Below are 12610 nucleotides of genomic sequence, written 5' to 3'. Positions count from 1 at the left end.
CTTATGGAACAAGGGTTTATGTATTTTTCTTCCTTCAATAAGTGGAAACGGCTTCGCCGTCCTTATAAGGACGGTATCCGTTTCAGCGAGAAAGATAAGGCTAATGTATAGCGTGAACATATAAATTATCTTTGAACAAAACGGCTATGCCGTCCTTGACTGGCCAGCGCAGCTGTTTGCATTTCAGGTGTAAGGCTGGCTGCTGAAGCCAGGCAGAAAACCAGGCGGAAAAAGGTCACTTCATACTCCCCTCAGCCGCTTTTTCGCAAGCGTTAGCGGAAAAAAGGAACCCTAATCGATCCGTTTCGCCCCCTTGCAGAGGAATACGCCTACATTAAGATGAACTTGAACCATTCGTCCAAAGGGCGGCCATTTTAGTGGCAAAAAGGATAACTAATCCAACATAATCGGATACTGGATCATCCCTAGTGGGAAAAAGTACAGCTAATCCGGCTGAAATCAGCCGGATGCGGTGAACGGGCCTCCATGAAGTGTACAAAATCCCACTAAAGCCCGTTAAAGCCGGAATTCCAGCCCATTAGTGTTACTTTTTACACTTCGCTTAACTTCCCTTGAATCTCCTTGCATTCCATCAGCGTTTTCAGGTCCGCCGGTTCCATTCTTATACATTAAATTACCTTTTTTGGGCTCAAAACCAAAATCAGCGGTTGACGATGTGAATGAAGTCCGGCAGGTTCAGAGGGTTCTTCCGATCCCGCTGCTAAAGCCCGGTTTCCTGATTGGTATACGATTACTGGTTGAAACCGGTCTTTAAAGGCGAACAGTATCGTATCTCCAGAATTCCTCTGACCCTCGGCTAAAAAACAAACCGCCAGCCGCCGAAGGCTGTCACATTCTCAGCAGCCATTTCGGCATAACCTTCACAGATGAAGCCCATCACTTCGCTGCCATCCTGGAGTTCAATTCTGCCAAGCCCCAGCGGTGACGGAATCAGAGCCGCGAAGCGGCCTACCGATTGCACCGGCATCTTCCACAGCTCCAGCTGAATTGAGGCTCCGCCTTCCGCTTTACGGATCAATCCCGGTTTGGCCGGTGTTGTCTGCAGCTTAACCATCTCATAACAAGGTGCGGTCAGTGCCTCCCGCAAGAAATAAGCGCCGTGACCGGTCATCTGCTTCTCCAGCGGGAACCCCCGCATGTGGAGGCCGCAGACCGCAAGGGTTGTCCATTCCTCCCCGGCAGGCGTTGAGGCCAAGGGACCCCCGGCCGTTTCTGCTGCCTCCTTCTCCCCTGATTCCCCGAGGAATCGGCTGGCCGCACCGGCCAGCAGGTGCTCATTGTCCGCAAGCGCAAACAGCGTGATGCCAAAGGGCATATCCTCAGAGGCACTACCGGCGGGGATGGCTGCCGCAGACAAATCCAGCAGATTGCAATGGTTGGTGTAGCGGCCCATCTCCGAATTGGTCCTGACCGGATCGGCTTCCACCTGCTCTCTGCTCCAGGTTCCTCCGCAGGTTGGCATAACCAGCACCGCATTTCGGAGCAGCATCCGGGTCTCGCCTTTGTACTCCTGCAGCCGATGCATCGCCTGGAACAGCCCGGAGGCTGTATGCCGCTCCGCATTTCCCGACGATAGAATCCGCTCGGTCACAGGCAGTACAACATCCCTGTGACTCTGCACAAACTCCCCCAGATCAGACCAGCGCTCGGCTACCCAGGGTCCGTCATACAAGATGGAAGCCGCTTCCAAGAACATTGCACAATCCACATATTCCACTGGAATCCCCAGCTTCTGCAGTGAGGTCCGGGCCAATTCCCATGCCAGCCGGTATTCCTCCCCGTGGGAACCATAGAAGACCAGCGGCTCTGCAGGGAACAGCAGCTTCGCAGGAAGCTGCGCAGCCTGCCGGCGAATACTGCGCGACCAGGGATCAGTAGGGTCCAGGCCGCGCACCTGGCGGTCAACCAGCAGGGCATCCTCCAGCCCGTTCGCAAACACCGTAACGCAATCCAGGCTGGCGCAGGCCGGAACTACCCCGCGGGTAGGCCAAGCCCCCAAGCTCGGTTTGTATCCCACCAGACCGTTTAATGCTGCAGGCACACGCCCTGAGCCTGCAGTATCTGTACCTAGCGAGAAAGCCGCCTGTCCTCTGGCCACAGCAACAGCTGATCCGGAGCTGGAGCCGCCGCTGATGTATTCCGGTCTCAGCGCGTTATGCACAGCGCCGTGTGGAGTTCTTGTGCCAACCAGCCCTGTGGCGAACTGGTCCAGATTGGTCTTGCCCAGCGGAATAGCCCCCGCGGCGATCAGTCGCTCTACGACGGACGAATGGCACTCCGGCAGATAGCTGAATTCAGGACAAGCAGCCGTTGTAGGATAATTCCGGACATCTATATTATCTTTGACGGCGAACGGAATCCCCCAAAGCGGATACCGCTCCTTATCCAGATGACTTAAGCTCTCCAGATAAGGATGAATTTGTTCATAGGAAGGAGGCTCGATCCAAATATTCATCTCTTCATCCTGCAGCGAACGCAGGATGATTTCCCGGATGACTTCTTCCGGTGTAAGTGCTCCGCTTCTGTACTGGTTCCGGAGCCATCCCGCAGACAGCTTCAGCGGCAGTTTTGCTATATCCATTATGTCATCTCCTATCCTGGGGGTTGTTCAGCTTGCCGGACGGCCTCATTTCATGCAGCTTAAGAGCCAGCTGAAGCTCAAGCATATCGTCCCCATTGTCCGAATTTAAGTTCAGCAGCTCACAGGCGCGTTCTATTCTGTAAGTAACCGTATTGTAATGGGTGAACAATGCGGCAGAGGCTTTTTTCACATTGCGGTTGTATTTGAAATACAGGCTAAGCGTGTGCAGCAGGGAAGCATTGTGCTTGCTGTCATATTCAAGCAGGGGAATCAGATATTGATCACGGTAATCCCAGATCTCTTCGAGGTCAGGCAAATGATATAGCAGCCTGAAGACGCCCAGCTTCCTGTAATCAATAAAAGGATCGGTTAAACCGCAAATTCTGCGGATATGGCAGATCTTCTTGGCCGACTCATAGCTGAGATGAACCAGATCGGGACGGCTCACCTTGTCGCCGATGCAGAAGACATAGGAATCCTTCGCAAACACCATATTCAGCTCCGCAAGCAGACGCTGAAGCGTTTCTTTCAGCAGGCTGTCCGGAGCATCGGCTGCCGTAACTGCCAGCTCACCTTCAATAATGGTCATCTTCACATGCTGCAAGTCTCCCCTTGCCCTGACCCGCTTCACGGCCTGCTGAATCTGCTTAAGCTCCGGCTTCTCCTCCAGCCAGCCGACCACCGCCGCAGTCAAAGCCTGATCGGGCAGCGGACAGCCGCAGGCCTCAGCCCTCAGCTTCAAATCCTCACCGGCAACGATTCTTCCGCTGATCCAGTCCTGCAGGAACTGGTCCACATACTTCAGCTCAACTTCTCTGCGGGCATTCGCATTAATCATTTCCAGTCCGACCAGGACACCCACCCGGTCAATCGTAAGCTGATCCACCACGGTCAATTCCTGGTTCCATTCCAGCAGAATGAGCAGACACTGATTCATTTGTTTGTCATTGACTGCAGATACATAAGCCCGAATCCGCCGCTCTCCAAGGGTAATGAAGCTGATCCCGAGATTCGCCTCATCTCTCAGCTGCATCCAGATCGGGCTCTGGTTGTTAAGGTTCAGCCCTTCTGCCTGCGGAGAGCAGAACACATGGTCCGCATCATCCAGCAGTACAATGGGATTATGCAGCATTCCGTCCAGGGTGTGCAGGAAATCGTCGATGCCGTCGCCGTGCAGCAGCTGCTTCGACAGCTTCTGAAAACGGCTCTGAAGCTGGGAGAGCTCTCTCGCTTCCTGAACCAGCACCCGCTCCATGATATCTCTGACGACATCGGAGAAAGAAGTCGAAGACGGCAGTTCGAAAATGGGGAAATCCAGCTGGTCGGCAAGCTCCAGCGCCCTGGCCGGCACCTCATCGATGAACCGTTTGGTCTTGATGCCCAGCGCAGAAACGCCCTTCTGATTCAGCTGCGGGATCATATCCGAGATCAAATCAGGCTGGTCCCGGAAGGGAAATCCGCTGGTAATCAGGAATTCCCCTGGGCGAACCCAATCAATGACATCGGGAACCTCCATAACGTTTACGCGATTAATGTAGCGGTGCAAGCCTCCGGCTCCGGCAAGCACAACCGCTTCCTTGAGATCAGGAATCAATAGAATATCGCTGCAGGTCAGACCTGTGATTACATTGTTCGCCATGGAGAGCGCCGCCTTTACTTTAACTTGGAGGAATAGATATCTTCAATAATCGTTGTGCCAAAAAAGGAGTTGGGCAGAGCCTGCTCCTCGCTCGGCAGAAAAATACTGATCTGCTCGGAAGGCGAGTCCCCGGCGTTCGCTACCGAATGGACCACACCTGCAGGTACGTGAAAGGTGTCCCCCGCCCGGTAGCTGTACCATTCGCCGCCGCTCAGCAGCTTAACCTCGCCAACGGTAATATGAATAATTTCCACTACATCGTGATAGTGGGGAACCACCTGTCCCCCAACGCCCAGTTTCTCCCATAGTATTGAGCTCATCCGTATGCCCAATTTATCCGCCTGTGCCGCCGAGACGATCTCGCGGTGATACAGCTCAATGTGATTCGGCATCAATTCCCAGCTCATAGCTTCTGCTGTCAATACTTCCGTGTCCTGTGTGAGCATATGTCATTCCTCCATGATGTTATATTATTGGTTTCTGCGGAAGATGGCCGACACCGGTCCGCCGCCTGCCGGCCCCTGATGCTCCCCGCCTCCGGAAACATAGATCATCGGGTCACCGCATACATAAGCGAGCACTCCGCCAACCACGGCACGTGCATGCCGGGTATGGTTGATATCGGAATCATCCAGCATCGTATGGCGCCGTTCCCGGACATATCCCGCCGGATCAGCTTCCGCCTTGGCCAGCACCTGAACCAGTTCATCCTCACGATGCCGGTCGATCAGGCGCTGCAGTGCCGCGCCGTCAATGGCATCCCTCATCACATCATGATCAATATAATACGGACCTTCCGCAGCCGGAGAATTGCCGAACACAATGATTTCGCAGCAGGACAGCTCACTGCCTGCCGAGGAGGAAGCCACCTTGCTGTACAACTCCCAATTGACGCAGATATCCTTATCCAGCAGAATTTCGCGGTCCACCTCTCCCAGCGCCACTGCAACACCCAGGGCCGAAGCCCCTCTGGAATAACCCATGGACTTGTAGGTATCCTCTGTCACAGGTACAGCATTTCTGGCATGGGCTTCATGAATATGCTCTGCAGTCAGCAGCGGACATTTGATTTGTACGAAATGCACATCTTCCGCCGATTCGATTCCGGCATCCAGGACAGCGCGGGCTACCGCCTCTGCCACTTCATCAACCTGACTTCTACGGCCAAGCTCCTCCGGGTGTAAGTCCCTCGTTCTCGAAACGCCAATCGCGAGTGATTTCAATCCATTTCCTGCTTCTCCAGGCATGAATGAGCCGCTGCGGCTCATCACTGTGAAATGCGGGCTCAGCACACCTTCTGTTCCGCCCGACATAATGAAGGACATTTTGTCTTCCTTCCCCTCCGGATACGAGGCAAAGAACTGCTTGAGTGCAAGCACGGCATAGCCCCGGGTAAAATCATTGACACATCCGTTGCCTTCCGTCTTGCCCAGCACGGCCACCACCTCGCCGGGCCGGATGCTGCCCGCTTCAACGGAAGCCCGGAGGCCCGTCATATCATGCGGAGCACCCGCAGGCACTTTAATGACTGAGCACTTCATCATAGATCATCGCTCCTTGTCCAAAAGATGACTTTCCTCTCCAGCAGGCCGATACACCAGAACAGCAGCAGGCCGCAGGCCGCCGAGGCAATAATCGCCGAGAACATGATTGGAGTGTCCATATGATAGGACGAGACCAGCACAACATATCCGAGTCCTTTATTCGCTCCTACAAACTCGCCGACAATAGCACCGACAATGGCCAGGGAGGTTGAGATTTTGAGTGCGGAGAAAATGTACGGCAGACTCGACGGCAGACGCAGCTTCCAGAAGATCTCCCATTGGGTTCCTTTATAGGTAGCAAACAGCTCCCAGGCTTCATACTCAATCGCTTTAAGCCCCTTCACACTGTTCACCAGAATTGGAAAAAAGCAGATCAGCATGGACGCCACCACTTTGGAGGAATATCCGGTACCCAGCCATACCACCAGCAGCGGAGCCAGGGCTACAATCGGCGTGGTCTTCAGGGCAATGGCCAGCGGAAATACCCCCTTCTCAATCGGCTTGGAGTGAACGAAGATAACCGCAGTCACAAATCCGAGAATATTGGCAAGAATAAATCCGGCCAGAGCTTCCATCAGCGTAACCAGCATATGCGAGCCTAGAGAGCCTTCGATCGCCGATATTATTTGGGTCGGAGCGGGAAGCAAATACACAGGTACGGAGAACAGGCGCACGGCCAGTTCCCAGAGCACCAGAAACCCGAGTCCAAAACCGAGCGGATAGAGGCTGTCTTTAAGTTTGGTTGTCATAAATGTTTGACCCTCTTTCTCAGTTCCTTGACCGTAAGATGGAATTCCGGCCGCTCCTCCATCCCCGCCTCACGCGGTGAAGGGAGCGGAACCGGAATAATATCCGTCACCCCGGCAGGCCGGGGTGACATCATCACGACACGGTCAGACAGCAGCACCGATTCCTGGATGGAATGGGTAACCATCACAATGCTGCTCAGGCTGGTCTCCGGGCTCTCCCACAAGCGGAGCAGTTCAAAATTCAGCTTCTCCCGGGTCAGTTCATCCAAGGCACCAAAAGGCTCATCCATCAAGAGAACTGTGGGATCGGCAGCCAGCGCTCTGGCAATTGCCGCCCGCTGCTGCATGCCGCCGCTGAGCTGATGCGGAAAGTGATCCATGAAATCCTGAAGACCTACCAGGCGCAGCGCGCTTTCCGCCTTCTCCCGTGCCTCCTTCTTCGTAAATTTCTTCTTGTTGCCGAGTTCGAGCGGCAGAATTACATTCTGAATTGCGGTCAGCCACGGCATAAGCACCGGCTTTTGAAAGACCATGCCCAGCGAAAGGCTGGAAGAGGTATAGACTACCTCCCCTCCTTTATCAGGAACGAGCAGCTGCAGCATGAGCCTTAGCAGGGTCGATTTTCCGCAACCGCTTGGACCCAATATGGAAATGAACTCATTCCGGTATACATCCAGATTTACCTGATCCAGCACCTGCACCTCTCCGAAGGACAGCGAGCAGTTCGTTAACGAAAGCATGGCTTCCCGCGCTCCACCATCCTGTAGGTCGCGTGCCTCCGCAATAGGTTGTGCCTGTTCCTTTATCACCGCTGTCATATGCCCGCCTCCTATTCCAGGTATTCGTTCGTAAACAGTGCCTTCAGATCCTGCTCTTTTTTTAGAAAATCCAGTTCAATCAGGCTCTTCTGCAGTGTGTCCCAAGCCTCTTCTTCCATGGAACCGAGCGGCAATTGATCCGGCACCAGCAGTGGAATACTCGCCTTCATCATGTTCACCTCATGCTCAAGCTCCAGCTTGTCGCCATATTTCAAGCCGAATTCGGCAGCTTCTTCAGGATTCTTCAGCGCATAGTCCCAGCCTTTCATGGAAGCCTGAACAAAGCTCTTGACCATTTCCGGGTCTTTCTCAATAACGGATTCCGTTGTGAACAGCGTGTCCGCATAGAAATTGATTCCGTAATCATTCGGGTCAATAATATTCACTTCCTTGCCCTGCTCCTGCACAGCCAGTACTTCATTAATTACATATCCCGGCCATGCCTGCACCTGACCGCTCAGCAGCGGGCTAAGATCATATTTGATCGGCATTTCCCCGATTTCGGAAGCTTCGATGCCCGCGCTTTTTTCCATAGCCCGGAATGTCAGCTCTTCATTTCCGCCAAGCTTAATGCCCACCTTTTTGCCTACAAGATCCTCCATGGTAGCAATCCCTGATTCCTTTAACGCGAACATGACAAAGGGGGTTTTGCGGTATATGGTCGACAACGCCTTGACAGGCACCCCTTTTTCTCTGGCAATGACGATCTGATCGGCTCCGGTCACCCCAAATTCCTCACTGCCGGAGGCCACCATCTGCACTGAAGGGAAATCCGATCCGCCAGGCCGTATTTCCACATCGAGGCCTGCCTCCTTGTAGTAGCCTTTTTCAACGGCGGTGTAGAACCCTGCAAATTGTGCCTGATGAATCCATTTCAACCGCAGCACAACCTTCTTCAGTTCTCCCGAATCCCCCCGGCTGTCAACCTTGGCATTCTGCCCGGAACCGCAGGCAGTAATCAGAAGCATGAGCGATGACAACAGGATGAGCATTGCTTTTCTGGACGTATTCCACATATGATAATTCCCCCCGTTATGATGTTATTGTAGTTGCCGATAGCCTGGCGGGCTGCGCTGCATAAAGATCAATAATGCTCCAGTGCCTTCAGCACCTCGTCCGAATGGCTCACACTGCCGAATACGCCTCCTTGCATCTTCACCATCTCCAGAGCTGCCCGGTGATTGCCTAAGTCGGTTGCTCCGGTGCAATCCTCCAGAATCAGACATTCATATCCCCGGTCATTTGCTTCCCGCATTGTGGTGTGTACACATACATCAGTGGTAATTCCTGTAAGGATCAAATGGGTAATTCCCCGGTTCCTTAAGATCAAGTCGAGATCGGTAGCATAAAAGCTCCCCTTGCCCGGCTTATCAATTATTAGTTCGCCCGGAGCAGGCGCAAGCTCTTCGATAATCTGCCAGCCGCGTTCGCCTCTGACGAGAATCCGGCCGGCCGGCCCTTCTGATCCGATTTCAGCACCAATCTGCCGGCTGCGCCACCGCTTGTTGGCGGGCAGATCAGATAAATCCGGTTTATGCCCTTCCCTGGTGTGGATGACAGTGAATCCTTCAATACGCCGGATACGCTCAAGCAGGCTCTGTATAGGCTTAATCGCCTTGGCCGTCAGGGACAGATCGTAACCCATCTGCTCCACGTACCCGCCCTTCCCGCAGAAGTCCGTTTGCATGTCGATAATCATGAGCGCCGTCTTGCGGGGATCCACGGCCCCATCGTAAGGCCACACATAAGGCGATGCTGTAATTTGCATATTGTCATCTCCTTCTCTAATCAGCAGTGTCGATTAATGTTAGTTTATATAACATTTTGTCTGCATCCTATTCTATGTGTTAGATTATATTACAACAAATTTATGAAGTCTTCGTTTTTTTTACAAAGAATAGATGTTTCCATTTGTAATTATCCATAAAATTAACTTCCTATGTTATATATTACAACTAAAACTGGTGTGATCTAAGCGAATAATGTCGATAGAAATGATAAGCAGGAAGCGCTATCCTTCTAGCAGGATACAGTGCCGTGCGCCGATCCGGCACAGGCGATACACAGATAGAGAGATAAAATAACCCCACAAAGAGGGGCCTTGGCTTCGATGATGACTCAGGTACTTTGCAGGGACCCCAAAACATATAAAATAAATTCTTATCTATCGAGTAGGAGAGGGCGGTAAGCCCCCGTCCTCTCACACCACCGTACATGCGGGTCGGCATACGGCGGTTCCAAAAGGTTAATCTTCTGCTGTCTCTGCTCTTCCTGCGAACGCATCGCTTTCCTCTCTCCTTTCGGTTCTGCCCTTCCGTAAGCTGTTGCCACAGCTTACGGACTATGGCTTCTGCTGACTCCTGCCCGTTCAGCGCAGCCTCCCGGCTACGGTTACAAGTTTTTTTTCCTTGCTTATCTGACAGGTCTCCCCAGATCAGAACGTCATCTGTCTGCCCGCGACCCCTGGAGTATACCGCGCCAGCCCTTGGCGGCTTTGGATTTCGTCCTGTTAAGGTGACTTATCCGACTGACACAGCCTCCAATCCAGTTCGTGTACCTTGGCCCGTGCTTTTGCCTCCGGCTTCCTTCAGATTCCACCTCACGGTGGACACCCTTGCCCTTGGCTAACGGTAGGCGCTCGCCAGCCCCCGTTCGGGACTTTCACCCTAAAGATGACGCCCATGCTGGGCGTACGCAAAAAAGGCTGACCGGGGCGTGGTGTCCAGGTCAGCTTGTTGTAGTCATTTTATATACAATTCATCTTGCTCTGAATCCGGATCTCCAGGGTCCAGGCATCCTGGAGTCTAAAGCTGGTGCAGCGCGGCATAACAACGTGCCGGAACGGCCTGCTCCGAATATTGGCGGTAAGAGCGGTAATTCAATAAAGTGCGCATTGTTTCGTTCCATTCGTTCAAGAGGCAGGCTCTCCCTTCTTCTTGTTATTCATATAATAATACACCGGAAGGCCGGCCAGTGTAATCAAAATCCCGGTCAGGGAGCGGAACGGATCGCCAATTACGGTGCTTGCCAAAATATAAGCGCCTCCCACCACGCCGACAATAGGAGTAAACGGATAGAACGGAACCCGGTAGCCGCCCTTCTCCGCCGGCTTCTTCCTTCTCAGCAGGAATACACCGAATACCCCCATAGTAAAGAAGATCCATAATACAAATACAAGCAAATCCGTCAAAGTATCAAAGGTTCCCGAGAAAATGTACAACACCGCCAGCCCGCTATGGAACAGCAGCGCATTCGCCGGGGTGCCGAAGCGGGGATGAATTTGCCGCAGCGTGCGCGCAAACGGAATTTCCCCGCGTTCCCCCATCGCCTGCGGAACTCTCGCTGCCGTCATCAAATAACCATTGAGCGCTCCAAGCACCGAAACGATAATGCCGGCGGTAATAAACGCGCCTCCTCCGCTGCCCAGCAGCGCTTCCGCCGCCTCCGCGCCCGGCGTTTTCGAAGAAACGATCGTCTCAAAAGGCAGCGCTTTAAAGATAGCTATATTAAAGAGAACATATACGATCATAACGAACATCACGCCGACAAAAATAACCTTCGGCAGCGTTTTGGACGGATTGCGGATCTCCCCGGCCATGTTGGTCACTCCAATCCAGCCGTCATACGCCCACAGCGTCCCCAAAATCGCCGCGCCAAACCCCGCTCCGGCCGCCGCTCCCGTCTGAATACCGGCGAAGCCGGGAGCCTCGCCCGAAACCAGGCCAAACACAACGATTCCGGCAATCGGCACCAGCTTGCCGGCCGTCGCCAGCGTCTGGATGATGCCCCCGTACCGGGTCGAAATCATATTCATAATTAAAATAAAAGCCAAAATCGCTACCGCCAGCAGCTTCTGCTGGAAGCCGTTCATCGGCAGAAAGTACCCCGAATATGTAGCAAAAGCAATGGACAGCGCAGCCGCCGAAGCCGGATAGGAAATCACCGTCTGCACCCAGCCGAGCAGGAAGCCAAACACCTCTCCGTACAGCTCGCGGAGATAGATGTACAGCCCGCCGGATTTCGGTATCGCCGCAGCGATTTCCGCCACCGACAAGGCGGATGCCAATGTAATGATGCCTCCCGCCGCCCAAGCCAAAAGGCTCATATAAAGCGTCCCGGCATTCCCGAGGACAATGCCCGGCTTCAAGAATATGCCGGAACCGATAATCATCCCCACAACGAGAGCCAGCGCCTGAATAAAAGTAACCGATCTTTGCATAGATTTCTGTTCTGATTGTTGCAGCATTTCATTTGCCATAGCTTGAGCCAACCTTTCCCCGTTACAAAATGACGAAGCCGCTTTGCGGCTCTGCATCATTATAAATGAGGTGTTCTCCATTGATCAAACCTTTTGTGAAAAAAATCGCAAAACTTCAAACAGGCTTATCCGGCGTTGTCGCCCGTCTTCCCGTCCAGCATGGAGGCGGCAAACAAGGAAGGCTCTTTCAGCTGCTTCGGCTTCTCTGACTTTTCCGGTTCCTGCTGCTTCTGCGCTTCCGCCATTTCTGCCAGCAGGGCCTTAAGCCGGCCTGCCGTGACCGGCTTCGCCTCTTCCGACAGCTCATAGCCAAGCTGTCCGTTCGTCTCGATCGTCGCGCTTTTGACATCGCCGACACTGGAAATACCGCTCTGCCGCAGCTTCATTTCCAATTGATCAAGCGGCAGGCGCAGCTTTTTTAATTGCTGCATCTGTACCTCGCCATCTTTAATCACCATCGTTGCAGCGCCGCTCAGCATGCTGCCGAACCAGTCCCATTTAATATGCAGAAATTCCACTAACATAAGCACAAGGATAAAGGTAACGGCGGCAATGAGAGCCATCCATATGCTTTTATCGGCAATCGGCTGTACAATCACCGTTCCGATGGAGATCATAATGACCGTTGTTGGAATGGTCATCTGTGAAATGGATTTTCTGCCGGCTAACCGCAGCAGCACCATCGCGGCGGAAATAACAACCAGCGATCTCCAAAACTCATTCCAGGCATCCTGCATATTCACTGTTATCATTCTCCTTCAATGTCTGTTGATGTACTTTAAGTTGTTGGGATAAAGGAGACGATTTATACCTGCAGCTATATTTCCCCTTTCACCTGATTTCACTTTATGATCGAGGCAAACGGCGATGGACAAATCAGGACCACCCGTCCAACGGGTGGTTTGCTCTTGGGGTATAACCCCTTGTTGCCAAACTGCGCCTAAAGACGCTAGCCTGACAGCAATTCTGTTCAGGCTCAGTGTTATTTGTCATTTTCACT

The 12610-nt window shown here is 53.0% G+C and carries 10 protein-coding genes; all 10 read right to left on the bottom strand.

Annotated elements, in window-relative coordinates:
* Positions 1-817 precede the first annotated feature (817 nt).
* Positions 818-2602: an allophanate hydrolase gene (gene atzF, locus HYD27_RS14525; RefSeq protein WP_219216289.1), complete on the bottom strand. Its 1785-nt coding sequence runs from the start codon at positions 2600-2602 to the stop codon at positions 818-820.
* A gap of 4 nt (positions 2603-2606) precedes the next feature.
* Complete coding sequence (locus HYD27_RS14520) at positions 2607-4241, bottom strand: PucR family transcriptional regulator (RefSeq protein WP_219216286.1); 1635 nt, start codon at positions 4239-4241, stop codon at positions 2607-2609.
* 14 nt (positions 4242-4255) lie between these two features.
* Positions 4256-4687 (bottom strand): cupin domain-containing protein, encoded by a 432-nt coding sequence (locus HYD27_RS14515; RefSeq protein ID WP_219216285.1) that lies wholly within the window; start codon positions 4685-4687, stop codon positions 4256-4258.
* A gap of 24 nt (positions 4688-4711) precedes the next feature.
* Positions 4712-5785: a cyanuric acid amidohydrolase gene (gene atzD / locus HYD27_RS14510; RefSeq protein ID WP_219216283.1), complete on the bottom strand. Its 1074-nt coding sequence runs from the start codon at positions 5783-5785 to the stop codon at positions 4712-4714.
* Complete coding sequence (locus HYD27_RS14505) at positions 5782-6534, bottom strand: ABC transporter permease (RefSeq protein WP_219216281.1); 753 nt, start codon at positions 6532-6534, stop codon at positions 5782-5784. The genes atzD and HYD27_RS14505 overlap by 4 nt, the downstream gene beginning before the upstream one ends.
* On the bottom strand, positions 6531-7352 hold the full coding sequence (locus HYD27_RS14500; RefSeq protein WP_219216279.1) for an ABC transporter ATP-binding protein: 822 nt from the start codon (positions 7350-7352) through the stop codon (positions 6531-6533). The genes HYD27_RS14505 and HYD27_RS14500 overlap by 4 nt, the downstream gene beginning before the upstream one ends.
* An 11-nt stretch (positions 7353-7363) precedes the next feature.
* Entirely contained in the window at positions 7364-8368 is a 1005-nt protein-coding gene (locus tag HYD27_RS14495; protein ID WP_219216277.1) for an ABC transporter substrate-binding protein, read from the bottom strand.
* A gap of 68 nt (positions 8369-8436) precedes the next feature.
* Positions 8437-9120 carry a biuret amidohydrolase gene (gene biuH, locus HYD27_RS14490; protein ID WP_219216275.1) on the bottom strand — a complete coding sequence of 228 codons (684 nt, stop codon included), beginning with the start codon at positions 9118-9120 and terminating at the stop codon, positions 8437-8439.
* 1143 nt (positions 9121-10263) lie between these two features.
* Complete coding sequence (locus HYD27_RS14485) at positions 10264-11610, bottom strand: APC family permease (protein WP_228745146.1); 1347 nt, start codon at positions 11608-11610, stop codon at positions 10264-10266.
* Between the two features lie 125 nt (positions 11611-11735).
* Positions 11736-12347 carry a DUF421 domain-containing protein gene (locus HYD27_RS14480; RefSeq protein WP_219216466.1) on the bottom strand — a complete coding sequence of 204 codons (612 nt, stop codon included), beginning with the start codon at positions 12345-12347 and terminating at the stop codon, positions 11736-11738.
* Positions 12348-12610: the final 263 nt, after the last annotated feature.

The organism is Paenibacillus sp. S150 (genome assembly GCF_019352175.1).
GTDB lineage: Bacteria > Bacillota > Bacilli > Paenibacillales > Paenibacillaceae > Paenibacillus_AQ.
Note: the sequence above shows the minus strand (reverse complement) of the source record. Positions and strands in the feature narration are given on the sequence as shown.

Coding starts and splice junctions, on each gene's coding strand:
- HYD27_RS14520 (WP_219216286.1), bottom strand. CDS start 4,241: ATGGCGAACAATGTAATCACAGGTCTGACCTGCAGCGATATTCTATTG.
- biuH (WP_219216275.1), bottom strand. CDS start 9,120: ATGCAAATTACAGCATCGCCTTATGTGTGGCCTTACGATGGGGCCGTG.
- HYD27_RS14485 (WP_228745146.1), bottom strand. CDS start 11,610: ATGGCAAATGAAATGCTGCAACAATCAGAACAGAAATCTATGCAAAGA.
- HYD27_RS14505 (WP_219216281.1), bottom strand. CDS start 6,534: ATGACAACCAAACTTAAAGACAGCCTCTATCCGCTCGGTTTTGGACTC.
- HYD27_RS14495 (WP_219216277.1), bottom strand. CDS start 8,368: ATGTGGAATACGTCCAGAAAAGCAATGCTCATCCTGTTGTCATCGCTC.
- HYD27_RS14515 (WP_219216285.1), bottom strand. CDS start 4,687: ATGCTCACACAGGACACGGAAGTATTGACAGCAGAAGCTATGAGCTGG.
- HYD27_RS14480 (WP_219216466.1), bottom strand. CDS start 12,347: ATGCAGGATGCCTGGAATGAGTTTTGGAGATCGCTGGTTGTTATTTCC.
- atzF (WP_219216289.1), bottom strand. CDS start 2,602: ATGGATATAGCAAAACTGCCGCTGAAGCTGTCTGCGGGATGGCTCCGG.
- HYD27_RS14500 (WP_219216279.1), bottom strand. CDS start 7,352: ATGACAGCGGTGATAAAGGAACAGGCACAACCTATTGCGGAGGCACGC.
- atzD (WP_219216283.1), bottom strand. CDS start 5,785: ATGATGAAGTGCTCAGTCATTAAAGTGCCTGCGGGTGCTCCGCATGAT.